Genomic DNA, 26,476 nt, shown 5'->3' with positions numbered 1-26,476 from the left:
TATTTTAAACGATATTTTTCAAGGCGCCGCTCCCAACGGCGCCTTTCACGTTGTTTAGGAAACTGCTGTGACAAATCCTTCACAAACTGCCCCGGCCCGCCTGCGCGGCATGGGTCGGGTCGAGTTCATCGCGGTGATGGCGATGCTGATGGCCATTAATTCGCTTGCCATCGACATCATGCTTCCCGGATTGCAGGAGATCGGCGCATCGCTTGGCGTCGTCAACGAAAACCACCGCCAATATGTGGTTTCAGCCTATCTCTTCGGCCTCGGCGCCGCGCAGATCATCTATGGATCGATCTCCGACCGTTTCGGTCGCAGAAATCCGATGCTCTTCGGCCTCGGCCTCTATTTCGTCTGCGCGGTCGGCGCCGTCATCGCGCCATCATTCGGAGCGCTGTTGGCCCTTCGCTTCATCCAGGGCGCAGGAGCGGCCGCAACGCGGGTGATTTCCATCTCGATCGTGCGCGACGTATACGGCGGTCGCGCCATGGCGGAAGTCATGTCGCTGATCATGATGGTCTTCATGGTCGTGCCGGTCATCGCGCCGGCCACGGGCCAGGTGATCATGCTGTTCGGCAACTGGCACCTGATTTTCGTGTTCATGGCGGTCGCCTCGCTCTGTATCGGCTTCTGGATGTATTCGCGCCTTCCGGAAACGCTTGATCCGGCCGATGTGCGTCCCTTCACCATTTCGTCGATCCTGCACGCCTTCCAAATCGTTCTGACCAACCGCCTTGCCCTCTGTTACACGATTGCCAGCACATTCATTTTCGGCGCCATGTTCGGCTTCATCAACTCGGCCCAACAAATTTATGTCGGGATCTACGACGTCGGCGTCTGGTTCCCGCTGGTCTTCGCCTGTGTGGCGGTGTTCATGTCGGCGGCATCCTTCCTGAACGCCAGGTTTGTCGGGCGTTTCGGCATGCGGCGCCTTTCGCACGGCTCGCTGCTTGGCTTCATCAGCATCACATTCGTCTGGATGCTCGTGCAGATCTTCGGGCCTCAGCCCATGCCGCTCGTGATCTTCATCGCGTTTTTCGGGCTCTCGATGTTCCAGTTCGGCTGGATCGGCTCGAACTTCAATTCGCTCGCCATGGAGCCGCTTGGCCATGTCGCCGGGACGGCGTCCGCCGTGCTCGGCTTCATGAGCACAGTCGGCGGCGCGCTGATCGGCGTCGCGATCGGCCAGTCCTTCAACGGTACGGCGCTGCCGCTGGTCGCAGGTTTCTTCACCGTCTCGATCATCGGGCTGATCTTCGTGCTGATCGGCGAAAAGGGAAAACTTTTCCAGCCGCACAATCCGAAGATCTAAGGCACTTCGCCCAATAAAAAGGCCGGAGCAATCCGGCCTTTTCTTGTTAGCGCCTATTTCAGTGGCCGATGATCTCGTTGCGCAGCATCTGCCAGCTTTCCTTGTCGGTGGCGAGCAGCAGGCCTCCGTCGACATGGTGGGGCATGTAAGGAGAGCCATCGAAGCGCGCGACATAACCGCCCGCCTCCGTTCCGATCAGAGTGCCGGCCAAATGGTCCCAGGGCATCAGCTTGTTGTAGAGCACGAACTGCACATGCCCGCCGGCGAATGTGCGGTATTCATGGGCCGAGCAGCGATAGTTGGCGAAGAACCGGACCTTGGCGAGATTGCCGAGGATCCGCTCTCGCTCGCCGCCGAAGAAATATCCAGGTGACGCCATGCCGATCATGGCATCGATCGGCCGGGCGTCGGCGACCGAAAGCCGGATCGCCTCGCCGTCCGGCCGCCGCAGGAACGCGCCGGCGCCCCTTTCCGCCATGACCCAGTCGTCGCCCATCGGATCGTAGATGATACCGGCCACCGTCTCGCCTTTCCAGACGACGGAGGCCATGACGCCGAAGGCCGGAATGCCCGAGGCGAAGTTGAACGTACCGTCGACCGGATCGACGACCACGGCGAATTCCGCATCCGCGAGCTTGGCGAGCAGCGACGGATCGGCCGCCACCGATTCCTCACCGACGAAGAGCGCGCCGGGCGCGAAAGCTTCGAGTTCTCGGCGGATCATCCGCTCGGCGGCCTCGTCGGCCTCGGTCACCAGGTCGGACGGCTCGCTCTTGGAGCGGACGTCGCCGCTGCGCAGCCGCCGGAAACGCGGCAGGATTTCGGCCTTGGCGGCAAGGCGCAGAAGATCGGCAAGCTTCGTGATGTCGAGCGGAAGGGTCATGACAACGGTCTCTTGGAGGATTGGTGCGCGAAGGCTGGGTTCGGGAGGAATTCAGAGATTTTGAGCGGCTTGCAGGCCGGAAAAATCGAAGAGTTTCGGATCGAGCAGGTGCGACGGGTTCACATGGGCGAGCGCGCGCAACATTGTGTCCTTGCGGCCCGGCATGCGGGCCTCGATATCGGCAAGCATCGCCTTCATCGCATTGCGCTGCAGGCCATCCTGCGAGCCGCAGAGATCGCAAGGGATGATCGGGAACTGCATGGCGGCGGCGAATTTGGCCAGATCGTCCTCGGCGCAATAGGCAAGCGGCCTCAGCACCATCATGTCACCCTCATCGTTCAAGAGCTTTGCCGGCATACCCGCGAGCCTGCCGCCATGGAAGAAGTTCATGAAGAAGGTTTCGAGGATATCTTCGCGGTGGTGGCCGAGCACCAAGGCGTCGCAGCCCTCTTCGCGGGCGATGCGATAAAGATTGCCGCGCCGCAGCCTGGAACAGAGCGAGCAGTAGGTGGCGCCTTCCGGCACCTTTTCCTTCACGATCGAATAGGTATCGCGATATTCGATGCGGTGTTTTACGCCGATCGAGGCAAGATATTCCGGCAGAACGTGTTTGGGGAAGTTCGGTTGGCCCTGGTCGAGATTGCAGGCAATCAGCTCGACCGGCAGCAGGCCGCGCCATTGCAGATCGAGCAGCACGGCGAGCAGCGAATAGGAATCCTTGCCGCCGGAAAGACCGATCAGCCAACGCTTCTGGCCATTCAGCATGCCGAAATCGTCGAAGGCCTGGCGCACCTGCCGGAGCACGCGCTTGCGCAGCTTGTTGAACGAGACGGAATTCGGCGCATCCCGGAAAAGCGTGGGGACGAGGCCATTTTCGACCTCATCCAGCTCATCATCGATCTTGGCCGTCACGCCCATTGGTTTTCCTTTGAAACCGAAAAGCGGGCAATGCCCGCTTCCGGTGTTTGCCGTCAGGCGCCGAGAGCGGCTGCCACCGCGTCGAGCGCCTCATTGGCCTTGGCGCCATCCGGTCCGCCGGCCTGGGCCATGTCGGGACGGCCGCCGCCGCCCTTGCCGCCAAGCGCCACGGACGCGACCCGGACCAGATCCACGGCGCTGAAGCGCTCGACCAGATCCGGCGTGACCGCGACCACGGCGCTGGCCTTGCCGTCTTCCGAAACGCCGATCAGCGTGACGACGCCGGAGCCGAGGCTCGCCTTGCCTTCATCCGCCAGGCCCTTCAGGTCCTTGGCATCGATGCCATTCAGCGCCTTGCCCATGAACCTGATGCCGCCGATCTCCCTGAAATCGCCGGCCGAACCACCCTGCCCGCCGCCCATCGCAAGCCGGCGCTTGGCATCCGCCAGTTCCTTCTCGAGCTTGCGGCGCTCGTCGATCAGCGCCTCGACGCGCGAAACCAATTCCGCCGGCTGCACCTTCAAGGCACCTGCGAGCGTCTTCACCCGCTCATCCTGCTCGGCAAGATAGAGACGCGCAGCCTTGCCCGTCACCGCCTCGACGCGGCGAACGCCGGCGCCGACGGCGCTTTCACCGAGAACACGGACAAGGCCGATATCGCCGGTCGCATTGACGTGGGTGCCGCCGCAGAGCTCGATCGAATATGCCTTGCCGGCCTTCGGCCCTTCGATTGCCTTGCCCATCGCAACGACGCGAACCTCGTCGCCGTATTTTTCGCCGAACAGCGCCATGGCACCTTCCGCGATCGCATCATCGACGCTCATCAACCGGGTCGTGACCGGCGCGTTCTGGAGGATGATGGCATTCGCCATGTCCTCGACCTTCTGCAATTCCTCGGCCGACATCGGTTTCGGATGCGAAACGTCGAAACGCAGGCGCTCGGGCGCAACCAGCGAACCCTTCTGAGCCACATGCGTGCCGAGCACTTCGCGAAGCGCCTCATGCAGCAGATGGGTGGCCGAATGGTTGGAGCGCAGGCGCGAGCGACGGTCATGATCGACTGTCAGAGCTGCGGCATCACCAACCTTCAACGTGCCCTCAGTCACGGTCGCGATGTGGACGAACACGCCCTCGCCCTTCTTCTGGGTATCCGAGACATTCAGCTTGGCATTGTCCGTCGCAATCACGCCGGTATCGCCCATCTGGCCACCGGATTCGCCATAGAACGGCGTCTGGTTGACGACGATCTGGATCTGGTCGCCGGCGGACGCGCTGTCGACAGCCTTGCCGTCGCGGACGATCGCCTGCACCACCCCTTCAGCGGTTTCCGTGTCATATCCGAGGAATTCGGTGGCGCCGTGCTTTTCCTTGAGCTCGAACCAGATCGTTTCCGTCGCCTTGTCGCCGGAACCGGTCCAATGCGAGCGGGCTTCCGCCTTCTGGCGCTGCATGGCATCGGTGAAACCGGAAATATCGACGCCGATTTCGCGGGCGCGCAAAGCGTCCTGCGTCAGGTCGAGCGGAAAACCGTAGGTGTCGTAGAGCTTGAAGGCGGTCTCGCCATCGAGCATGTCGCCCTTGTGAAGCGTGTTCGTCGCATCCGACAGCAGCGAAAGGCCGCGCTCCAGTGTCTTGCGAAAACGGTTTTCCTCGAGCTTCAGCGTTTCGGAAATCAGCGATTCGGCACGGACCAGTTCCGGATAGGCGCGGCCCATCTGCTGGATGAGCGCCGGCAGCAGCTTCCAGAGCAGCGGATCGCGGGCACCCAGCAACTGCGCGTGGCGCATGGCGCGGCGCATGATGCGGCGGAGCACGTAACCGCGGCCTTCGTTCGAGGGCAGTACGCCGTCCGCGATCAAGAATGCGGAGGACCGCAAATGGTCGGCGATGACGCGGTGGCTGCCGCGATGTTCGCCTTCCGCCTTGACACCGGTCGCCTCTTCCGAGGCAGAGATCAGCGCCCGGAACAGGTCGATGTCGTAATTGTCGTGCCGGCCCTGCAGGACGGCTGCAACACGCTCCAGGCCCATGCCGGTGTCGATCGACGGGCGCGGCAGGTCGATCCGTTCTTCCTTCGTCACCTGCTCGTACTGCATGAAGACGAGGTTCCAGATCTCGATGAACCGGTCGCCATCCTCCTCCGGCGAACCGGGAGGGCCGCCCCAGATATGATCGCCGTGGTCATAGAAGATTTCCGAGCACGGGCCGCAGGGACCGGTATCGCCCATCGCCCAGAAATTGTCGCTGGTCGGAATGCGGATGATCTTGTCGTCCGAAAGACCGGCGATCTTCTTCCAGAGGTCGAAAGCTTCGTCATCGGTGTGGTAGATGGTCACCAGGAGACGCTTGGCGTCGAGGCCGAATTCCTTGGTGATCAGGTTCCAGGCAAGCTCGATGGCGCGTTCCTTGAAATAGTCGCCGAAGGAGAAGTTGCCGAGCATTTCGAAAAAGGTGTGGTGACGAGCGGTGTAACCGACATTGTCGAGGTCGTTATGCTTGCCGCCGGCACGAACGCATTTCTGGGCGGTCGCCGCAGTCGAATAGGGGCGTTTCTCAAGGCCGGTAAACACGTTCTTGAACTGAACCATGCCGGCATTGGTGAACATCAGCGTCGGATCATTGCGCGGCACCAGCGGACTGGAGGACACGACCTCGTGTCCGTTCTTTCGGAAATAGTCGAGGAAGGTCGACCGGATTTCATTCACGCCGCTCATGCTACGCCCTTTTTACCGCCGGATGCGGTCCTATTATTCGAAAACCAGAGGCTTGTATCGCCCACACCCCCAACTGTCCAGCCGCCCCGCCGCCTCACGGAACGAGAAACCGGCCGCGCATCTTTCCATGCGCGGCCGGTTCAAAATAATCCGCCGGAGAAATCTCCGCGTGCGGCGGAACCGCTTTACATATCCGCGGCCGCGTCGCCGTCGTCAGCGTCGGGACCGCCGTTCTGCAGGAAGCGGTCGGCAATAAGGCCGGCATTCTGGCGGAGCGACGTCTCGATTTCCCGGGCAAGTTCAGGATTGTCGCGCAGGAACGTCTTGGCGTTCTCACGGCCCTGGCCGAGGCGCTGGCTGTTATAGGAGAACCAGGCACCGGACTTCTCGACGATGCCGGCCTTGACGCCGAGATCGACGAGTTCGCCGGTCTTGGAAACGCCTTCGCCATACATGATGTCGAATTCGACCTGCTTGAAGGGAGGCGCCATCTTGTTCTTGACGACTTTCACGCGGGTCTGGTTGCCGACCACTTCCTCGCGCTCCTTGACCTGGCCGATGCGGCGGATGTCGAGGCGAACCGAGGCGTAGAATTTCAAGGCGTTGCCGCCGGTGGTGGTTTCGGGGGAACCGAACATCACGCCGATCTTCATGCGGATCTGGTTGATGAAGATCACCATCGTATTCGACTTGGAGATCGAAGCGGTGAGCTTGCGCAGCGCCTGGCTCATCAGGCGTGCCTGAAGGCCCGGCAGGCTGTCGCCCATCTCGCCCTCGATTTCGGCACGTGGCGTCAGAGCCGCAACCGAGTCGATAACGAGGACATCGACGGCACCGGAGCGGACCAGCGTGTCGGTGATTTCGAGCGCCTGCTCGCCGGTATCCGGCTGCGAGATCAGAAGGTTCTGCAGATCGACGCCAAGCTTGCGGGCATAGACCGGGTCGAGCGCATGTTCGGCGTCGACGAAGGCGCAGATGCCGCCCTTCTTCTGGGCTTCGGCAATCGTCTGCAACGCAAGCGTCGTCTTGCCGGAGCTTTCCGGACCGTAGATTTCAACGATGCGGCCCTTCGGCAGGCCGCCAATGCCGAGCGCGATATCGAGGCTGAGAGAGCCGGTGGAAACCGTCTCGATCTCGACAATGCTCTCGTTTGCACCGAGCTTCATGATCGATCCCTTACCGAAGGATCGTTCGATCTGCGACAATGCCGCTTCCAGCGCCTTACTCTTGTCCACGCCTTTATCCTCTACGAGCCGCAAACTATTCTGTGCCATCTGGTCCCACCTTTAGGTTATTGCCGCCGCGCACGCAATGAAGCAGCCGATAAAGGTGATGTACCTATTTTGTTCTCATCTGGCAAGGGTCGCCCAAGAGATTGAGTCAAAATAGGTATTTCGATTTCGTTCTCATGATGTTCACGCCCACCGTGGGTTTGGAAAATTCCCGTTTGAAATCAAGGCTGCGCCGCAATTTGACGAGGGAATCGCGGCGTTTGAAATTTATGAGGGACGATCCGATTCTCACTCCGAATCGAGCATTTCCCGGACCGCCACGGCAAGCTGCTTCAGCGAGAAGGGCTTCGGCAGGAAGCCGAATTTCGCGTCGGCGGGCAGGTTGCGGGCAAACGCATCCTCCGCATAACCGGAAACGAAGATGAACTTCATGTCCGGATAGGTCTTGCGCAGTTCCGTCAAAAGCGTCGGCCCGTCCATTTCAGGCATGACGACGTCGGAGACGACGATATCCACCTGGCCCTGGAGCTCTTCCATGATGTCGAGCGCCTCAGTGCCGGAACCCGCTTCGTGCACGGTGTAGCCACGGGTTTCCAGCATGCGCTTGCCGCCTCGGCGAACGGCCTCCTCATCCTCCACGAGCAGGACAACTGCCGACTTTCCGGTGAGGTCGAGGTCGTCGGATGCAGGCGTCGACACGACAGGCGCGAGAGCTGCCGGCGGCGCCTGCGTACCGGTTGCGGTAGCGTCCTGGACGACGACGGGCGTTTCGGGAATGTGGCGTGGGAGGAACATGCGGAAACTCGTGCCGCGTCCGACTTCCGATTCGGGATAGATATAGCCGCCGGACTGTTTGACGATGCCATAGACCATCGAGAGGCCGAGGCCGGTCCCCTTGCCGACTTCCTTGGTGGTGAAAAACGGTTCGAAGATCTTGTCCATGATTTCGGGCGAAATGCCCGTGCCAGTGTCGGAAACTTCGACCATCACGAAGTCTTCGGCCGGGAGATCCGCCTGGTTGAAACCGCCCGCATCCTCGGCGGATACATTGCGGGTCTTGATCAGGATCGTGCCGCCCTGGGGCATGGCGTCGCGCGCGTTGACGCAGAGGTTGATCAGCACCTGCTCGAATTGCGACAGGTCGGTGCGCACCGGCCAGAGATCGCGGCCGTAATCCACTTCGAGCTTCACATTGGTGCCGGAAATCAGCCGGTCGACCAGCATGCGCAGGTCGCCGACGACGTCGGTAAGGTTCAGCACCGCCGGCCGCATGGTCTGCTTGCGAGAGAAGGCGAGCAGCTGGCGCACCAGCACGGCGGCGCGGTTGGCGTTGCGCTTGATCTCCATCAGGTCGGCAAAGCTCGCATCCGAGGGGCGCGCCTGCAACAGGAGATGATCGGAGGACAGAAGGATCGCGGTCAGGACGTTGTTGAAGTCGTGGGCGATGCCGCCCGCCAGCGTGCCGACCGCATTGAGCTTCTGGGTCTGGGCCATCTGGGTTTCGAGCGCCTTCTGCTCGGTCGTCTCGACGGCATAGACGATCGCGGCTTCTTCCGGCGCCTCGTCGCTCTCGTCGATCACGGCGTTCACATAGAAGCGCACATAGCGGTTCTCGTCACCGGGATGGCGCGAATCAATCGGGGCGATATCGCCCTGCCCGTCCTTGGCAGCAGCGATCGCCTGCATCAGATGCTGGCGGGAATTGTCGTGCACGATGCGGTCGAGTTCGATACCGGCATCCACGTCGTCGCGGGAAACGACGCCGGCAAACAGTTTGAGGAACGGCGCATTGATGCGCAGGATCCTGCCTTCGCCATCGACGGAGGCGATCGCCATCGGCGTGTTGTTGAAGAAGCGCGTGAAGCGCATCGCGGAGGCGGACTGGTCGCCCTCGCCGCCCTTCGGCCGCGCCAGCACGATGGTGCGGCTTTCGCCCGGTGCGCCGTCGCGGGTGGCGCTGACATTGTGCACCAGCCGCACGGGCAGGCTCTGGCCGTTGGCGCGGCGCAGATCGAGATCGAGCGTCTCGGTGCGCTTCAGACCGGGCGCGGCCTGCACCGATTGGATCAGCGCCATGCCCTCGCCCGCCACCAGATCAGCAATCGTTACCGAGCGCGGCACGAACTTGGTCAGGTCGATGCCGAGCCATTCGGCAAGCGTGGCGTTCAGATAGAAGATCTCACCCTTCTTGCCGGCGGAGAAGAAACCGGCGGGCGCGTGGTCGAGATAGTCGATAGCGTTCTGCAGCTCGCGGAAGAACCGTTCCTGGTCGTCGCGCTCCGAGGTGATGTCGGTGATCTGCCAGATGTCGAGCTGGCCCTTGCGGCTGTCGGCGGGCGTCAGCAGCCGTGCCTTGAGACGGTACCAGTGGGCACCGGAACCATTGCCGGTCGTCCGTCCGATCGGCTGGAGAAGCCGGAACTCCTCATGGCCTTCCCGGCCCTCGCGCAGAGCCGTCGTCAGCCGGTAGAGCGCCTCAGTCGATTCGCGGGTCTTGGACAGAAGCGCTTCGAGCGACTGAACGTTGCTCGCCTTGGTCGCACCGGTCATCCGGCCATAGGCGGCATTGGCGTAAAGAATGCGGCCCTTGGCATCGGTGATCAGAATGCCGTCGGGATGGTTGGCGAGGAAACCGCGGGCCAATTCGTCGGAACGCGACTGCGGCATGACCTCGACGAGGCCGATGATCGACGACACCAGGAAGAAGATGCCGACCATGGCGAGAATGCCGAGCAGGCCGAGCACCAGCTCGTTGTCGAGCGCATGCTGGAACATCACGAAGCCGGCAGCCACGCCACAGAGAACGAGCGCCAGAAGAACGATTCGGACGATGGTGCCGCCACGCGTCCCTTTTTCCACCAGGGGCGCATCGTAGTTGCCGCTCTGCTGCAACTTCGTCATCAATTCCTCGCATTTCGACCGGCGCAGCGGCCATGAACATTCAGGGATCAGGAATCCCGCGATTCCTTATTAGCAAGTTGCTGGTTAAGCAAAAAGCTCTGCTGAGCCACAAAACCCGGGACAGTTTGGCGGAGTGACCTATCTTTGCTTTTCTGCGCTGTCTTTCAGCGCGCAACAGTGACAGTTAGCAGCTTGCTTCGGTAGGAAAAAAGTCGTTTTTTACCGCAGGGTTCATATGAGGAGTGGCAAGAGATGTTAGATGACCTGATGGGCGCCTATGGAGGCCGCCTGGTGATCGCAGTCGTCGGCGTCGGCATTGGGCTTCTTGTCCTCATCGGCGCGCTCTGGCTCATGCGCGGCCGCGCCGGCCCGTCCCCCTTCGTGCGCGGCGGCAAGAATCGCCAGCCGCGGCTTCAGGTGCTGGATGCAGCGGCCGTCGACGCGCGCCGTCGTCTGGTCCTCATCCGCCGCGACGGGGTCGAGCACCTGATCATGATCGGCGGGCCGACCGATATCGTCATCGAAAGCGGAATTTCCACGGCGGCACCCGCCGTGCCGGTGATCCCAGCAAGCGCGGCAAACCGCTTCCAGCCGCTTGACATGACGGCTCCCGGTCAAGCCGCACCCGCCATGGAAGCCCGGCCGGCTCCCGTCGCCGAACCCCGCCCTGCCCAGATCCCACGTCCCGCGGCTCCGGAAACGCGCATCGAGCCGGCACGGGAAAGCGTCGTGCCGCCGCGCGAGGCCCCGCGCGCCGCTGCGCCTTTGGCAGCAGCAGCAGCTCCCGTCACCGGGCCCATGCCGATGAGCGGCACCCTTGCTCCGCGGCCAGCCCCGCCTGTCATGGCCAACAATGTAGCGGCTGCCGAGCCGGTGGCCGCCCCCAGGATCGAACCGCCCGCCCGTCAAGCCCCGGAAGTAAAGTCCGAACAGTTGCGGCCGATCGCGGCCCTCGCAGCCGCGGCCCCGCCACCTAGCCCAGCTCCTGCCCCCGCTCCTCTCCAGGTTCCGGCTTTCGACGAAGCCGCCGATGTGCTCGATGCCGCCCGCGAACGTGTCTTCCAGGAAGCGCCCGAGCCGCGCGTCGTGCCGGTCAGCGCCGCAATCGTGCCGCCTGCCCTGCAATCGGCCGCCGACAAGCCGAAACAGCTCGGCAGCGATTTCGAGCGGATTCTCGAAGAGGAAATGGCCAACAACCTCGCAGCCCGCGAGTCGGCCATCATCCCCCAGCCGAGCCGTCAGATACAGCCGAGGAACCCCGGCGTGCCGCCGGTCACCGGTGCGACACCGGAACCGAGCCTGCAGTCGGAAGTCGCCCGTATCTTCGGTGAAATGTCGGTCACCCGCGACAAGTGAGCGGGCGCCCCCGCCATTTTGGGCCCAAGAAAAAAGGCACGGAAAAACCGTGCCTTGAATTCGTTTATGGCTGATCAGGCGAATTATTCGTCCCGATAGACCTTTTCACGGCGCTCGTGGCGTTCCTGCGCTTCGATCGACAGTGTGGCGATCGGACGAGCGTCGAGACGCTTGAGGCCGATCGGTTCGCCCGTTTCCTCGCAGTAACCATAGGTGCCGTCCTCGATGCGCTGCAAGGCGGCATCGATTTTGGAGATCAGCTTGCGCTGACGGTCACGGGCTCGAAGCTCGATAGCTCTGTCGGTTTCGGAGGAAGCCCGGTCGGCGAGATCGGGGTGGTTGGCGCTCTCTTCAGCCAGATGGCCGAGCGTTTCGCGCGCTTCTCTCAGAATATCGTTTTTCCAGGCGATCAGTTTTGCCCGGAAATACGCTTTCTGGTTTGCATTCATGAACTCGTCGTTTTCAGAGAGCACATAATTGCTAAGATCGATCTTCTCACTCAACGCGATTCTCCTGAAGAACATCTCATGCGGCGCTCTATATCCTATCCTCCCATCCGGATTCAAGCCTCGCGCTCAGTATTAAGGCATTTTTAAAACTGTCATAAAAATCCGCTAAACGGCTATTTTTTAAGCTTTTATTCTGAATGTCCGAAACTCTTCTCCACAGGCGGACGCGCCCGGTGAGGCTATTTCAGAACATCTGCGGCAGTTGACGAGTCTCATGCCGAAAGGGTACCCATCGCTTCCATCCTCTCACTAGCGGTGCCGGGCATGACGATGATCACTCCTCCTCCTTCCCGCATCTATCTCCTGCGCCACGCCAAATCCGGCTGGGCTGAACCGGGACAGCACGATTTCGATCGCCCTCTCGACAATCAGGGCTTCGCACAGGCCGAGATCGTTGCCGACAAGGCTGCAGATCGCAACTATCGGCCTGATATCCTTATCAGTTCCACCGCCATGCGGTGCCGCCAGACCGCCGCAGCCATCCGCCGCGCGATCAGCGAGGAGATCGAGCCTGTCTTCATCGACGAACTCTATAACGGCTCGCTCGGCACCTATCTCGCCATTCTCGCAGGCCAAAGAGACAGCAACTCGGTCATGCTCGTCGGCCATAACCCGACTATGGAAGAGGTTCTGGAAGGGTTGATCGGCGCCGACCAGATGGTGGCGGCGGTCCCGGGCGGTTACCCGCCTGCCGGCCTTGCGGTGCTCGATTATCGCGGTTTTGTCGCCGGCTCGGATGCCGCCTGGACACTGACCGACTTCCTGACGGCCTGACCAGGACCCGAGTGACGGCTTTGCGGCCTCGCAACGGCTTCCTATATAGGCGTAAACTCTGGACCCGGAACGACGCCTTGCCGCCTTCGCTTACCAGCTTCTCGGATGACGCGCGCATCGCGCTCGACAATCTCGCCGACCGTGCCTCGGGCCTCGTGCATCCGACGATCAGGCTCGGCGTGACCGGCCTGTCGCGAGCCGGCAAGACCGTTTTCATCTCGTCGCTCGTCCACAATCTCCTGAACGGCGGGCGGCTGCCGCTCTTCGAAGCGCTCCGATCGGGCCGGGTGTCGGCGGTGCGGCTCGAGCCGCAGCCGGACGACGCCATCCCGCGCTTTCAATACGAAGACCATATCCAGGCCCTGGTGCGCGACCGGATCTGGCCGGATTCGACCCGCGCCATCTCGGAGCTGCGGATCACCCTCGACTACCAGAGCGCCAGCGGCTGGGGGCGGATGTTTTCCCGCGGCCGGCTGTCGATCGACATCGTCGATTATCCCGGCGAATGGCTGCTCGACTTGCCGCTGCTGGCGCAGGATTTTCGCACCTTCAGCGACAATACCGCAGCACTTGCCGGGACCGGCATCCGGGAGGAGTTGTCGAGGGAATGGTTGGCTCTCGCAAACGGCATAGATGCGGACGCCCCGGCTGACGAAATGACCGCAAGGCGGCTCTCCGAAGCCTTTGCCGCTTATCTCAGGGCCTGCAAGGCGGACGAACGGTCGCTTTCGACCCTGCCGCCCGGCCGGTTCCTGATGCCCGGCGATCTCGAAGGCTCGCCGGCTCTGACCTTCGCGCCGCTACCGAACATGCCCGAGACCAAAGCGCCGAAGGGTTCGCTGCGGGCGATGATGGAGCGCCGTTACGAGGCCTACAAGAACGTCGTGGTCAAGCCGTTCTTCCGCGAGCATTTCGCCCGGCTCGACCGTCAGATCGTGCTGATCGACGCGCTGCAGGCGATCAATCGCGGTCCCGAAGCGGTGCAGGATCTGGAACGGGCGCTGACCGATGTGCTCGCCTGTTTTCGCCCCGGCCACAACAGTTTCTTCTCTTCCCTGATCGGCCGCAGGATCGACAAGGTTCTGGTCGCCGCCACCAAGGCGGATCACCTGCATCACGAAAGCCATGATCGCCTGGAACGGCTCACCGGTCGGCTGGTCGATCGCGCCGTCAAACGGATCGGCATGGCCGGCGCCGGCATCGAGGTTATGGCGATCGCATCGGTGCGCGCTACCCGCGAGGCGACCGTCAAGGAAGACACCCATCTCCTGCCGGTCATCGTAGGCACGCCTATTGCGGGCGAGATGATCAACGGCGAACGCTTCGACGGAAACAAGAAAACCGCGATATTTCCCGGCGACTTGCCGGAAGATCCTGAAGCATTTTTTCAGCAGCTGGATTCGGTCAATGCGGAGCTTCCGGAGATCAACGTGGTGCGCTTTCGCCCACCGGCGCTCGAAGAGGCGAATGGCGGCATGAAGCTCTCGGTACCGCATATCCGGCTCGACCGCGCCATGCAATTCCTGTTCGGAGATCGCCTCGCATGAGACCGCCCGAATCACCTCAGAACGGCAAACGCCGACCCGCATCTTTCTCGGTCGAAGAGGAAAGTGCCGCCCGAAACGAAACCTTGCCTGTCCCTCGCCGCAGCCCGCGCAGCTTCGAGGACGGCGTCGTGGTGACGCCCGACGAACAAGATCCGTTCGTGACGCCGCCCGAACTCGCCGCAGAGGCCATCCCGGTCGCCGAGCCCCGGACACGCAAGAAATTCTCGTTCGTCAATCTGGCGACCGCGGCCTTCGGCACCTTCCTGTCGCTCGCCTTCGGTCTGTGGGCCGACAGCGTCGTCCGCGACCTGTTCACCCGTGCCGACTGGCTGGGATATGCAGCACTCACAGCACTTGCCATCGGGCTCGTCGCAGTTGCCGTGATCGTCGGCCGCGAGATCTTCGGCATGATGCGGCTTTCCGCCGTCCAGACCCTGAAAGCGCAAGCGGAAGAGGCCGCCCTTTCCCCTCGCCCAACCGCCGCGCGTGCCGTCGTTGCCACGCTTGCGAAACTTCTCAGTCACCGGGCGGAGACCGCCAAGGGTCGCGCCAACCTCGACGCCACGAAGGACGAGATCATCGATGGCCCCCAGCTTATCGAGCTTGCGGAACGGGAGCTCCTGGCGCCGCTCGACCGCAAGGCCCGTGCTCTCATTCTCGGATCGTCCAAACGTGTCTCGATCGTCACCGCCATCAGCCCACGCGCCGTTGTCGACCTCGCCTACGTGCTTTTCGAAGTAACGCGGCTGATCCGCGCCATGGCCGACCTTTACGGCGGCCGGCCGGGCACGCTTGGCCTGTTGCGACTGATGCGGGACGTTATTGCCCATCTCGCCGTAACCGGCTCGATCGCCGTCGGCGATGGCGTTGCGCAACAGGTCCTCGGGCACGGGCTCGCTTCCAGACTTTCGAAGCGGTTGGGCGAAGGCGTGATCAACGGCCTCTTGACCGCGCGAATCGGCATCGCCGCCATGGATCTTTGCCGGCCGCTGCCCTTCCGGGCGGTGAAAAGGCCCGGAATCAGCGATTTCATCTCGGATATTGCGGCAGTCGGCGGGCGAAAAGATGAACAATAGAAGGGTTGACCATGGCCCAAATCCGGCCATGGTCACCAGTCGTTAACCATTCCCCCCTAAATTACGGGACACTTAAAGTTGCTGCTCGTCAGGGGAAAGTTCATGTATTCGCGCTTCTTTTCGCTTCTGGGCGGGTTCGCCATTCTGACAGTCGCGACCACTTCCGCCATGGCGCCGCAGGCTGAAGCCGCTCCGCGCGACAAGGCATTCTTCCAGTCGGTCGCCGGCGTCTGGAAAGGTCCCGGCGAAATCGTCGCCGGCAAATACAAGGGCACGAAATTCAGCTGCAATTTGACCGGTGCGGCTATCCCGGACAGTGATGTCGGCATCAAGCTCGATGGAACCTGCCGTGTCGGCGTGTTTCAGCAACCGATGTCGGCCACCATCGCCCAGAGCGGCCGCGGTTACACCGGCAAGTTCCTGGATGGCGCCGAGGGCAAGGGACTGGACATCATTTCCGGCTCGGTCAGCGGCGACAAGGTCGTCATGGGCATCAACCGCAATCAGCTCAACGGCGCGATGGTCGCGAGCCTGCGCGGCGAGAACAAGATGAACATCACCATCTCGATCAAGGTCGAAGACCAGATGGTACCGGTGATCGGGCTCAGCCTCGACCGCGACATGGATTCGATCGCCGTCGGCTCGATTAAAGAATAAGGCTGGCTGGGGCGCCGTCAGGCGCTCTGCCACCAGTTCTGGCTGTCGCGCGCGACCTTGATGCCGGCGATGTCGGTTCCACCAAGCCAGTCTCGCACTTTCCTTCCCTTCACCAGAAGATCCGGGGCGATGTCGGCAAGCGGCATCATTACGAAGCCGCGGTCGGTCATGCGCGGATGCGGCACTTCCAGTTTTTCGGTCTTCTGCTCCCGCGTCCCATAGGTCAGGATGTCGATATCGATGGTGCGTGGTCCCCAGCGCTCCAGGCGGACGCGCTTCATGCCGCGCTCGATCGACAGACAGACGTCCAGAAGGTCCTCCGGCTCCAATGAAGTCTCCACCAGAACGCAGCAGTTGAAGAAATCCGCCTGGTCGGTCTTGCCCCAAGGCGGGGTCGAATAGAGTTTCGACACGGCCACGACCCGGCAGTCTTCGCGCGCATCGAGCTGCCGGAGCGCCTCGGCCATGGACGACGGCGGATCGCCGATATTGCCGCCAAGCCCGAGAGCCGCGACTTCGAACGTCTTTTCAGGCGAAATGCTCAACACGCACCTCCGCGTAATCGAGGATGCCGGGGATCGGCACGCTCGGCTTGCGCACGGTGATCTCCACCCGGCGAATCTGCGGCGACCAGGCGCACAGCGCCTTGCCGATGTCCTTGGCAAGCGTCTCGATGAGGTTACGGCGGCGACCGGTCACCACCTTCTCGACGATCTCGTAGGCGATGCCGTAATGCACCGTGCTTGCGACATCATCGTTTTCGAGCGCCTCATCCGCCTCTACGTCCATGACGACATCGATGAAGAAACGCTGGCCGAGCGTGGCCTCCTGCTCGAAGGCACCGTGCTTGGCGTAGAATGCACAGTTCTTCAGCGTGATCGTGTAGGTCGCCATCAAAGGCCCTCTCTTTCTTCATGAACGGAGGCCGCGGCGAGAACCGCGTCGGCTATTGCCAGCGCGTCACGGTTGGCAGCGACATTGTGGACACGGAAGATCGAAGCGCCCGCAAGACGCAGGATCGCCGTCGTCGCGGCGGTGCCGACGTCGCGTTCGCCCGCCTTCTCGCGGCCCGTCAGGGCGCCGATGAAGCGTTTCCGCGAGGTGCCGGCGAGCAGCGGGAAGCCGAGCCTATGCAGTTCGGCAAACCGCGCCATCAATTCCAGGTCGTCGTCACGGTCCTTGGCAAAGCCGAAGCCGGGATCCAGCACGATCGCCTCGTCGGAAATACCGGCGCTGCGTGCGATCTCGAGCGACTGCTGCAGGAAAAATTCCTGGTCGGCGATCCTGTCGGGCCGCTTTTCCTGCTCGCGCCCGCGGCCGGTATGCATGATGCAAACGCCGGCAGATGTTTGAGCCGCAACGGTGGCGATCTCTGGCTCACGCTGCAGGCCGTGGACGTCGTTGATGATATGGGCACCTGCCGCCATCGCCAGATGGGCGGTTTCGGCCCGATAGGTATCGATCGAGATCAGCGCATCCGTCTCCGCGACTAGTTTTTCGATCACCGGCAGGACGCGGTCCTGCTCTTCGGTCGCCGACACCTCGGCCGCGCCGGGCCTCGTCGATTCGCCGCCGATATCGAGAATAGCTGCGCCGTCGCGGACGCAGGAAAGGGCATGAGCCGCCGCGGCATCGACGTTTGCGTATTTTCCGCCGTCGGAAAAGGAATCAGGCGTGATGTTGATGATCGCCATAATCTGGCCTTGGCGGCCGAGTTCAAGGGCACGACCGCGCCCGACACGCCAGGTGCTGTTGCGCTGCGATATCACCGGTCGGCCGTCTGTCGAAGGGTAACGCAAAATTTGATGCCTTTGTGTTGCGCTCAGGCTGGCTATGCCCCAAGGTCCCCATAAGTTCAACGTCGCAGGCCATAGAATGTTCTCCATGCGCAGAGTCCGCCGGTTTTTCGGCGTCTTTCTTCCTCTCTGCGCGATCCCGGCGACGGCCATGGCAGAGCCGATCATCAACAAGACCTATTCCTATTTTCGGATCGGCGGCCGCACGGCCGAGGATCTCGACAAGGAACTGGAAAACCTCGGCCCTCTCACTCGCGGGACCGGCCATCGCCATCCGGGCGCCACCGAAATCAAGTTCGGGGGCGATGTCACCTATGTGGAAAGCGGTGGCCACTGTTCGGTCGGCGGTGCACGGGTGACGCTTCGCACCCACATCATCCTGCCCCGCTGGGGCAATCGCGGCCGAGCCACGGCCGAGCTGGGCTTCATCTGGGATACGCTCTCGAAGGACATCAAACGCCATGAGGAGCGGCACGCGGAAATCGCCCGCAACCATGCGCGTCAGCTCGAACGGGAACTGCTTGGTCTACCTGCCAACAGAACCTGCGACGCGCTGGAAAAACAAGTTGCGGAAACGACCCGCCGGCTTCTCGAAGCGCATGACCGGGAGCAGCTCCGATTCGACCAGATCGAGGCGGCCAATTTCGACGCCCGGATGATGCGGTTGCTGCAGTACCGCATGAAACGATCCGGAAATTAATCCGCTCTCTTCCGCTCTCTAAAGAATCAGCCCCGCCAACCGCTGCGAGGCTTTTGCCGAGCTTGCACCATCCCCTGTCAATGACGGGTGATTTATGGTGATAGTCTAAAATACGAATCTCGGATATAACCTAAGACATAGCTTACCTACCAACGCTTCGAAAAACGAAGCAGATGAGGTAGATAGCCGCAAGATCAGCGTGCCCCTCCGGTTTCGGACCGATGTGTCGAACGCAGTTGCTTCAGGTGTTCCTGAGTTTTTGATTTCCAGCGTTTTAGTTCTCCTGGCGTGTCTTCAAGCCGCAGGTGTTTCCTCCCTCCCCTGCTGGTGATGCGCCCGCCTTGCCTCGCTTGCCGCTTTTGCGGAGCGAGGCTTTTTTTTGCCCGGAAAGGTGATGGGATATGACGGTCAGGCCACGATCAGGCCTGGCGCTCGGGCACGTTGACCACGAGACCGTCGAGATCCGCCTTGACCTTGATCTGACAGGAAAGGCGCGAGTTCGGCTTCACCTCGAAGGCGAAGTCGAGCATGTCTTCCTCCATGGGTGCCGGCGGGCCGACCTTTTCGGTCCAGGCCTCGTCGACATAGACATGACAGGTCGCGCAGGCGCAGGCGCCGCCGCATTCGGCCTCGATGCCGGGGACGGAATTGCGAACCGCATTCTCCATAACGGTGGAGCCTGGCTCGGCTTCGATATCGAAGCGCGTTCCGTCGAAGGCAACGATGGTCAGTTTCGTCATGATAGGGAAATCCGGAATGTTGAAGGGTCAGGGCACACTATTTGAGCGTGCTGTCTTCCAATAAAAGCCCGGCGCAGTCAACATTTCGGGGCGCCGCCGGCTGTTCAATCGGCGCCTCGCCCAAACGATTCGCTCAGCGGCAGAGTTTGTTGATGAAGTTTTCGGCCTCGATGACTGCAGCAGCGACCGCAGCCCGCAAGGAGGCGTCGGAGGCATTGTCTTCAAGGCGCTCGGCAGCGGCGGAAACCTTGAAGGCGCCGACCGCACCGGCAGCGCCCTTCAGACGGTGTGCGGCTGCGACAACGTAGGCGCTATCGGCGCTTGATATATCGTGCAGCGCGCGGCGCGCCTGGCGTGCAAACATCTGGAGCACTTCGACTTCAAGGTTCTTGTCGCCCATGGTCTGGGTCGCGAGATGGACGAGGTCGATCGGACGGGACTGCGAGGGGCAAGCGCCCCGGAGGGTTTCCGGAGCTTCGAACGCGATACTGACGGCTGCCATTGCCATGAACCTGTTTTCCCTGTTGTTCTTCTGATAATGTCCCGAATTGTGCGGGCCAATCGCAGCTATCCCGTTAAATTCCGGCACAATCTGGGCCGGTTTCTTCCCATATGGTTAATTTCTGCTAAGCTCCCGGGATTTTAGGAGTTTTGCATCTTCGCATGGTTTAAATTCTGTTAACAACATTCCACAGCATCATTCGAAGGCAGGCGTCATAATTGTGCAGGGTGGCCGAATGTGCCACTACAATACGCCTAAGGTGGCGGGGAATATCGTCCTTTTGCCCCGGGTGGTAGGTTGGTAAGCTTTCATTATCATCCGTTTGAAAGAACGGCCATCCGACTTGAAAATGAATAGGAAACTGGAAATCCGCTTTGTGGGTGGAGAGTTTCCGGCAGGCAGCGTTCCATCTGTCGGTCTGCGGGCGGCAGCGCGTCAGATGGGATTTGCCGGGCGAGTATGTAACGAGGCGTAACCGCATGGCAAAGAACCCTAGCAGCGAGTCGATCGATGAGACGGCGTTCCAGGCGTTGGAAGATGCCCTAAAAATCAACTTCAACGATGATCAGTCGCGTCAAAGATCAGTGCCCCATGCCTCGGAGGCAAGAGTGTCAGACACTAACAAACCGCGTCAGACCCAATACCAGGATGATGCCGCCGAATCATACAGGTCGGCCGCTACCGAAACCGCTGCCAAATCCCCCACATTCCAGCCTGCCAACGATTCGGGGAAGCGCAGTTCGACGGCGATCCTGCGGACGCTGGAAGGCGGCGCAATGCGCTCGTCGATCCGCAATGCGGTGATCGTCTCGATCCTCTGGGCAATCGGCGGTATCGCCCTCGGGCAGATGATCTACGGCAACCAACTCTGGCAGATCACCTCGGTCGAGGGCGTTCTGGCTGCGCCCGGCATCGTCGCGCTCGCGGTCTGCATCTTCGTCCCGATCATGCTGTTCTTCGCCTTCGCGATCATGATGGCTCGCGCTCAGGACCTCAGGACCGCCGCCCGCTCGATGGCCGAGGTGGCGCTTCGCCTTTCGGACCCGGAGACCGTTGCCTCCGAGCGGATCATGAGCGTCGGTCAGGCCGTGCGCCGCGAAGTATCGGCGATGAACGAAGGTATCGAGCGCACCATCGCCCGTGCCGCCGAGCTCGAAACGCTCGTGCATTCGGAAGTGAATGCGCTGGAGCGAAGCTTTACCGACAATGAATTGCGCGTTCGCGGTCTCGTCCACGAACTCGGCGCCGAACGGGATGCGATCGTCAACCACGCTGAGCGCATCCGCTCGTCGATCGCCGGCGCCCATGACCAGCTCAAGGAAGAGCTGTCGCTCGCAACCGAAGAAATCTCCATTCGCCTGGCAACGTCCGGCGAAGCCTTCGCCTCGATGATCGAGACGCGCGGCGCGGCGCTGATGGAGAAATCCAACGCCGCCGGCGAAGCGCTCGGCAGCCTGCTGACCACCAAGACTGAAAACCTGCTGCAGACGCTCAATTCCTCCGGCTTCGCACTCGCCCACGAGTTCGACGAGCGGATGGAAGCGATCAACACCGTGCTGTCGCAGCGCGGCCAGGCGCTCCTCAACGAATTCCAGACGCGCGCCTCCTCGCTCGACGCCAATACCGAAAAGCTCAACGCAGCACTTGCGGACCGCACCCGCCAGCTGAACGAGACCCTGCTTGCCCGGACCCGGGAAATTACCGACGGACTTGCCGAAAGCGAACAGACGCTCACCGGTTCGCTCGGCGGCATCCTTGCTTCGCTCAACAGCTCGCTCGAAGAAAAGAGCTCGTCCTTCCGCCAGAGCCTGCAAAGCACCGTCGAAGACGTGGTCCTCGACCTCGACATGCGCTCCGGCTTCTTCGAAGAGCGCCTGCAGACGACCGTCGGCCTGCTCAGCACGACCTTCGACGACAGCATCTCGCAATTCACCTCCGCCTTCGACCAGCGCGCCGGCACGCTCGACAGCAAGCTGATGGACAGCCTTGCCCGCATCAACGAGACGGTGGCCAGCGGTTCGGACGCGATCGAGAACATTCTCTCGTCCAGCGTCGAGCGCATCAGTTCCTCGCTCACCGATCAGTCGCTTGCGCTCGAGACGACGCTTGGCACCGGCCAGGAAATGCTGGACTCCATGCTCGGAAGCCGCTCGCGCGAACTGTCCGACGCATTGTCGGCCCGCAGCAGCGAAATTCAGGACACGCTGTCGTCCCGCGCTACCGAAATCCAGGATGCGCTCGTGACGCATACCGGGGAACTCCAATCCGTGCTTGTCTCGCGCACCGGAGAACTCCAGGACGTGCTTGGAACTCGGACAACCGAGCTCCAGAGCGTGCTCGCCTCCGGAACCAGCGAACTTCACGACGTGATCGGCGGCCGCGCCACCGAACTTCAGAACGCATTCACCGCACGCGCCAGCGAACTCCAGAGTGTGCTCACCTCGGGCACCGGCGAGCTTCAGGATGTGCTTGCCTCGCGCACCGGTGAACTGAAGGGCGTATTCGCCTCCGGCACCAGCGAACTTCACGCAGGCTTTGCGAACGCGCATCAGAATATCGAAACAACGCTTGCCGAGCGCAGCAGCAGCCTGCTCGGCACGCTTTCCGAAAACCAGGCCAAGTTCGAACAGAGCCTGGCAATCCGCTCGGGCGCCATCATCGCTGCACTTTCCGGCAGCCACGATCATCTGACCGAGGTGCTCAGCCAGAAGTCTGCATCAATCGAAACACTGATGTCCGGTGCGCCGGAGCGGCTCGCCGGCATGTTCGACGAAAAGTCGGAGCACATCTCCCGCACGCTCGCGACAAGCGAACAGCGGATCGGCGACGAGCTCGGCCGGCGTGCGTCCGAGATGCAGTCGTCGCTCGATGCCAATCGCGAGCGGATTTCCGAAATCCTCGAAGACAAGTCGATGGAAATCGCGACGTCCTTCGCGCTCGGTGAAGATCGCCTCGCCGGCATGCTGGACGACAAGTCGGAATCGATCGCCCGTGCGCTTTCGGAGACCGAACAGCGCATGAGTGGCGACCTCGCCCGCCGTACCTCTGAAATCAACGAATCGCTCGGCATCAACCGCGACAGGCTTGCAGAAATCCTCGACGACAAGTCGATGGAAATCGCCACCTCCTTCGCACTCGGCGAGGACCGCCTCGCCGGCATGCTGGACGAAAAGTCGACGGCCATCGCCAATACCTTCATCGATGCCGACGTCCGCATCGAGCAGTCCTTTGCGGCCCGCGCGGAGACCATCCGCAACGCCTATGCCGACAGCCAGGTCAATCTCGACCAGTCGCTCGATAACCGGACGGCGGAGCTTGCCCGCATTCTCGAAAGCGGCGGCGATCGCCTCGAACAGACGGTCGGCGGCGCAACCAGCCGTATTGAAACGGCGCTCACAAGCGGCGCCCAGCGTTTCGAAACGGGCATGGCGGATGGACTGGAACGGGTAGAAGCCGTTCTCGGCTCGACGCAGGATCGCATCGCCGCGACCATCGGCCTTGGCCACCAGCAGCTGGAAACGACACTCGGCTCCGGCTACGAACAGATTCGCGACACTCTGGAAGAACGCACGAATTCGATCGCGACCACGCTCGGCGATGCGCAGAGCCAGATCGGGACCCTGATGCAGGACCAGGCGACGTCGCTCGGCACCTCGATTGCCGCAAGTGCCGGAATGCTGGAAATGTCGCTCGAAAACCAGCAGAATGCTCTGCGCGATGCGATCGATACGGCAGGTCAGTCTCTCGAAGAACGTCTGCGCGACAATGTCGGGACGCTTGCCGTCCGGCTCTCCGATGCTGCCGGCGAAATCGGCCGGTCGGCCGACGCATTCTCCAACCGCATCCGGCAGACGGTCGGCGGGGTTCAGGGCGCACTCGAGGAAACCGGCAGCCGCATCGAATCGACGTTCGGCGGGCTCGAAGGCCGTATCCGCGGCGAAATTCTCGAGGCCGCCCAGCTCGTCGACGAGGCCGGCGCCAATCTTTCGGCCACGCTCACCAACCGCACGGCTGACCTCGAACGCGTGGCCACCGAGGCTTCGGATCGTATCACCGACACCATGGACGGCCGCACCGCCCGTATCGAGGAACGCCTCGGCACGATCGACCGCGCTCTGACGATCGGCCTCGACAACGTCACCAAGACCATCGAAAGCAAGGCTGTCGGCCTCGCCTCGACACTGCGCGAAGCAGTCGGCGCCGCAGCCCAGAGCATGGACAGCGAAGCCACCCGCTCCGCCGAAGTGCTGGCCCGTGCCGGCGCCGAATTCACCGAGGAACTCAGCAATCGCAACGCCGAGTTCACCAAGGCAATCGAGGAACGCTCGACCCAGATCGTCGGTCGGATTTCGGAAACCCAGAACCGGCTCGCCGGCCAGGCGGCAACCGTAGCGCTCGCTTTCTCCGAAGCCGGCAATGCGATCGTCCACAAGGTCGCGGAGGCCGACAGCCTGGTGAAGCGCCAGGTGACGGCAATTTCCGAGGCGCTGGACGATGCGCAGAAGGCTCTCGACTCGCGCGGCGACGGCATCCGCACCACGCTCGCCGATACCGCAAGCCACCTCGACAGCGCCATGGACGCCGTCGACCGGGCGCTCGCGGCCCGCGGCGAAGCCATCCACTCGGCCCTCGACGCCCGCGCCCGCGACCTGAATTCCATGCTCGCCGGTCGCTCGGCTGAACTGACGCGCCTTCTCGACGAAAAGGCGAAGCCGATGGTCGAGGAATATGCCGCGACCGGCCGCAACGCCATCGAACAGATGACGACTGCTGCCCAGCAGGGTGCAGAACTGCTCTCGGCTGCGGCGCAGGAAACGTCGGCACGGCTTTCCTCTGCCGCGGAAGAAACGACCTCGCGGCTTTCCTCCGCCACGGAAGAGTCGACGGCGCGTATCCGCAACGAGAATTCGGCACTGGTCGATGCGATCGCCGCACGGACCAACGAGACGCTTGCCGCCATCACGCAGCGGACCGAAAGTGCCGCCGGCACCATGCGTCACGTCGAACAGGGCCTGTCGGCCAGCGTCAACAGCCTTATCGACAAGCTGGCGGAAAGCAATTCGAACATTTCCGCGATGGTCCAGGAGACGGCAAAGGAACTCGGCAGTACCGCCGACGCCGTCGCCCATCACCTCTCGGAAGCCGACCGCAAGCTGAGCGTGACGGCCAACCGCTTCGTGCAGTCGGCGACCAACTCCGCCGATATCGTTTCCGGCTCGACCCGCATGCTCGAGGACAATATCGGTCGTATGTCGGACGTCTTCGGCAACACGCTCGATCAGGTCAGCAGCCTTGTCGGCCGTTTCGACGACCATTCACGCGTGCTTGTCGAAGCATCCGAACTCCTCGGTGCAGCACAGTCCAACCTCGCCAGCACACTGGACGAACGTCAGGACGCGCTGCGCAACCTGTCGACCGGTCTCGTCAAGCGGTCCGAGGAAATCGAGACGACGATGCGCGGCATGACGAGCCTCGTCGACAGCGCGTTCGAGCGGGCGGAAGAACGTTCGCTGCAGGTCGGCTCGCGGCTCCGCGAAAGCCTGCATGCTTCGTTTGCCGATATCGGCCGGACGCTTGGGGAAACGCAGCATCGTGCCGAAGTCACGGCTGATGCAATGCGCGAAGCGCTGATCAGCGCCGGCAGCGACGCCAACCACGCCATCGAGACGACGCTCTCCGATGCCGAGAAGCGCACCCGCGATCTCTCCGAGCGGATGCGCGGCAGCATTTCGCAGTCGCTCACCGACGTCGAGCAGCTGCTGTCGGATGCCACCACCCGCTCCGGCAGTGCCGCCGAACAGCTGCGCGATACGCTCAGGGAATCGGTCGAGGAGGCTATCAACCGCTTCTCCGGCGCAACCGACGAAATCCGCCGCTCGGCGCAGGATATCCGCCGCGAGCTGGATACGACCCGCACCGAACTCAAGCGCGGCGCCTTCGACCTGCCGGAAGAAGCCAAGGAAAGTGCAGCCGCGATGCGGCGAGCCGTCGCCGAGCAGATCAAGGCGCTGCAGGACATCTCGGCGCTGGTCGGACGTTCGACGCAGAACTTCGAAATCTCCGAGGCTTCCGCACCACGCCAGGCGCCTGCTCCGCAGCCGGCTCCTGCCCGTCCGCAGCCGCAGCCCGCTGCCGCAGCCATCCCGCAGCCGGCGCCGCCTGCACCCCGCAACGACCCCTATGCCGGAAACGCGTTGCGCGGCACGCTGCCGCTCGACCGCCCGACACAGGCGCCCGTCGCACGCGCACCCGAACAGGCACAGCGCGGCGGCACCGACGGCGGCTGGATCAGCGATCTGCTGCGCGGCGCATCGCGTGACGAGTTCACTGAGACGCCTGCCGCTGCACCGCGTCAGCAACAGCCTCCGGCACCGCGTGCGGCCGAGCCGGCCCCCGCTCCGCGCGGCAACGGCGACAACCGCAACCCCCGCCATATGGTGGAATCGCTGAATTCGCTGTCGGTGGATATCGCCCGCGCCATCGATCATGACGCATCGGTCGACCTGTGGCGGCGTTACCAGCGCGGCGAACGCGACGTCTTCACCCGTCGCCTCTACACGCTGAAGGGTCAGCAGACCTTCGACGAGATCAAGCGCAAGTACGACCGCGAACCGGAATTCCGCACCGCCGTCGACCGCTACATCGCCGATTTCGAAAAGCTGCTCGCCGACGTCGCCCGTACCGACCGCGACAAGACGGTAACCCAGAGCTACCTCACCTCGGACACTGGCAAGGTCTACACGATGCTGGCCCACGCGGCTGGCCGGTTCAACTAAGGGCCGGATCGGAACAACCGATACCTAAAAAGCCGCCTTTCGGGGCGGCTTTTTTGTTGGCGAATGGGTCTCGCTTCGAC

General features: G+C 62.3%; 19 protein-coding genes. 8 read left to right on the top strand and 11 right to left on the bottom strand.

From position 1 onward, the window contains the following. Nucleotides 1–67: 67 nt before the first annotated feature. On the top strand, nucleotides 68–1,315 hold the full coding sequence (locus AC1DLT_RS17145; RefSeq protein ID WP_477487517.1) for a multidrug effflux MFS transporter: 1,248 nt from the start codon (nucleotides 68–70) through the stop codon (nucleotides 1,313–1,315). Between the two features lie 58 nt (nucleotides 1,316–1,373). Here AC1DLT_RS17145 and AC1DLT_RS17140 read toward each other — a convergent pair whose 3' ends face one another. From AC1DLT_RS17140 to cckA, 5 genes are all read right to left on the bottom strand, one after another. Continuing rightward, complete coding sequence (locus AC1DLT_RS17140; RefSeq protein WP_247137670.1) at nucleotides 1,374–2,198, bottom strand: inositol monophosphatase family protein; 825 nt, start codon at nucleotides 2,196–2,198, stop codon at nucleotides 1,374–1,376. Between the two features lie 51 nt (nucleotides 2,199–2,249). Beyond that, nucleotides 2,250–3,116 carry a tRNA 2-thiocytidine(32) synthetase TtcA gene (gene ttcA / locus AC1DLT_RS17135; RefSeq protein ID WP_477487516.1) on the bottom strand — a complete coding sequence of 289 codons (867 nt, stop codon included), beginning with the start codon at nucleotides 3,114–3,116 and terminating at the stop codon, nucleotides 2,250–2,252. 53 nt (nucleotides 3,117–3,169) lie between these two features. Next, a complete protein-coding gene (gene alaS / locus AC1DLT_RS17130; protein WP_477487515.1) occupies nucleotides 3,170–5,830 on the bottom strand; it encodes an alanine--tRNA ligase in 2,661 nt (886 codons plus the stop codon). 185 nt (nucleotides 5,831–6,015) lie between these two features. Further along, entirely contained in the window at nucleotides 6,016–7,104 is a 1,089-nt protein-coding gene (recA, locus tag AC1DLT_RS17125; RefSeq protein WP_038542844.1) for a recombinase RecA, read from the bottom strand. Nucleotides 7,105–7,350: 246 nt separating this feature from the next. Continuing rightward, nucleotides 7,351–9,963: a cell cycle histidine kinase CckA gene (gene cckA, locus AC1DLT_RS17120; RefSeq protein ID WP_247138765.1), complete on the bottom strand. Its 2,613-nt coding sequence runs from the start codon at nucleotides 9,961–9,963 to the stop codon at nucleotides 7,351–7,353. 252 nt (nucleotides 9,964–10,215) lie between these two features. On the opposite strand from cckA, the gene AC1DLT_RS17115 reads away from it, so the two are divergent. Then, complete coding sequence (locus AC1DLT_RS17115; protein ID WP_477487514.1) at nucleotides 10,216–11,319, top strand: flagellar biosynthetic protein FliO; 1,104 nt, start codon at nucleotides 10,216–10,218, stop codon at nucleotides 11,317–11,319. A gap of 83 nt (nucleotides 11,320–11,402) precedes the next feature. Here the strand turns inward: AC1DLT_RS17115 and dksA are convergent, their stop codons facing one another. Next, nucleotides 11,403–11,822 (bottom strand): RNA polymerase-binding protein DksA, encoded by a 420-nt coding sequence (dksA, locus tag AC1DLT_RS17110; protein ID WP_007771163.1) that lies wholly within the window; start codon nucleotides 11,820–11,822, stop codon nucleotides 11,403–11,405. 270 nt (nucleotides 11,823–12,092) lie between these two features. Here dksA and AC1DLT_RS17105 point away from each other — a divergent pair, with 270 nt between their 5' ends. The 4 genes from AC1DLT_RS17105 to AC1DLT_RS17090 all read left to right on the top strand — a co-directional run bounded on the left by AC1DLT_RS17105 (nucleotide 12,093) and on the right by AC1DLT_RS17090 (nucleotide 15,882). Next, nucleotides 12,093–12,602, top strand: a complete 510-nt coding sequence (locus AC1DLT_RS17105) for a SixA phosphatase family protein (protein WP_477487513.1) — start codon at nucleotides 12,093–12,095, stop codon at nucleotides 12,600–12,602. 77 nt (nucleotides 12,603–12,679) lie between these two features. Then, nucleotides 12,680–14,149, top strand: coding sequence for a YcjX family GTP-binding protein (locus AC1DLT_RS17100; protein ID WP_477487512.1), 1,470 nt, complete (start codon nucleotides 12,680–12,682; stop codon nucleotides 14,147–14,149). Next, the gene (locus tag AC1DLT_RS17095; protein WP_247039194.1) at nucleotides 14,146–15,225 is read left to right on the top strand and encodes a YcjF family protein; all 1,080 of its coding nucleotides are present in this window, start codon (nucleotides 14,146–14,148) and stop codon (nucleotides 15,223–15,225) included. Before AC1DLT_RS17100 ends, AC1DLT_RS17095 begins: the two co-directional genes overlap by 4 nt. Nucleotides 15,226–15,327: 102 nt before the next feature. Further along, nucleotides 15,328–15,882 (top strand): hypothetical protein, encoded by a 555-nt coding sequence (locus AC1DLT_RS17090; RefSeq protein WP_038586660.1) that lies wholly within the window; start codon nucleotides 15,328–15,330, stop codon nucleotides 15,880–15,882. Between the two features lie 17 nt (nucleotides 15,883–15,899). Here the strand turns inward: AC1DLT_RS17090 and folK are convergent, their stop codons facing one another. From folK to folP, 3 genes are read right to left on the bottom strand one after another with little or no spacing between them, the layout of a single operon-like run. Then, on the bottom strand, nucleotides 15,900–16,427 hold the full coding sequence (folK, locus tag AC1DLT_RS17085; protein WP_258719342.1) for a 2-amino-4-hydroxy-6-hydroxymethyldihydropteridine diphosphokinase: 528 nt from the start codon (nucleotides 16,425–16,427) through the stop codon (nucleotides 15,900–15,902). After that, nucleotides 16,411–16,776, bottom strand: coding sequence for a dihydroneopterin aldolase (gene folB, locus AC1DLT_RS17080; protein ID WP_038542831.1), 366 nt, complete (start codon nucleotides 16,774–16,776; stop codon nucleotides 16,411–16,413). The genes folK and folB overlap by 17 nt, the downstream gene beginning before the upstream one ends. Beyond that, nucleotides 16,776–17,651: a dihydropteroate synthase gene (gene folP, locus AC1DLT_RS17075; protein WP_477487511.1), complete on the bottom strand. Its 876-nt coding sequence runs from the start codon at nucleotides 17,649–17,651 to the stop codon at nucleotides 16,776–16,778. Before folP ends, folB begins: the two co-directional genes overlap by 1 nt. Before the next feature lie 178 nt (nucleotides 17,652–17,829). On the opposite strand from folP, the gene AC1DLT_RS17070 reads away from it, so the two are divergent. Continuing rightward, nucleotides 17,830–18,378 (top strand): DUF922 domain-containing Zn-dependent protease, encoded by a 549-nt coding sequence (locus tag AC1DLT_RS17070; RefSeq protein WP_477487701.1) that lies wholly within the window; start codon nucleotides 17,830–17,832, stop codon nucleotides 18,376–18,378. A gap of 419 nt (nucleotides 18,379–18,797) precedes the next feature. On the opposite strand, the gene AC1DLT_RS17065 is transcribed toward AC1DLT_RS17070, so the two are convergent. Both AC1DLT_RS17065 and AC1DLT_RS17060 read right to left on the bottom strand, forming a co-directional pair. After that, nucleotides 18,798–19,118, bottom strand: coding sequence for a 2Fe-2S iron-sulfur cluster-binding protein (locus AC1DLT_RS17065; protein ID WP_038542828.1), 321 nt, complete (start codon nucleotides 19,116–19,118; stop codon nucleotides 18,798–18,800). A gap of 133 nt (nucleotides 19,119–19,251) precedes the next feature. Next, the gene (locus AC1DLT_RS17060) at nucleotides 19,252–19,620 is read right to left on the bottom strand and encodes an Hpt domain-containing protein (RefSeq protein ID WP_477487700.1); all 369 of its coding nucleotides are present in this window, start codon (nucleotides 19,618–19,620) and stop codon (nucleotides 19,252–19,254) included. A gap of 479 nt (nucleotides 19,621–20,099) precedes the next feature. Here AC1DLT_RS17060 and AC1DLT_RS17055 point away from each other — a divergent pair, with 479 nt between their 5' ends. Beyond that, the gene (locus AC1DLT_RS17055; RefSeq protein ID WP_477487510.1) at nucleotides 20,100–26,396 is read left to right on the top strand and encodes an apolipoprotein A-IV repeat region-like domain-containing protein; all 6,297 of its coding nucleotides are present in this window, start codon (nucleotides 20,100–20,102) and stop codon (nucleotides 26,394–26,396) included. Nucleotides 26,397–26,476: the final 80 nt, after the last annotated feature.

This window comes from Neorhizobium sp. 05N33 (genome assembly GCF_056397445.1).
This window is presented reverse-complemented; position numbering and strand designations above follow the sequence as displayed.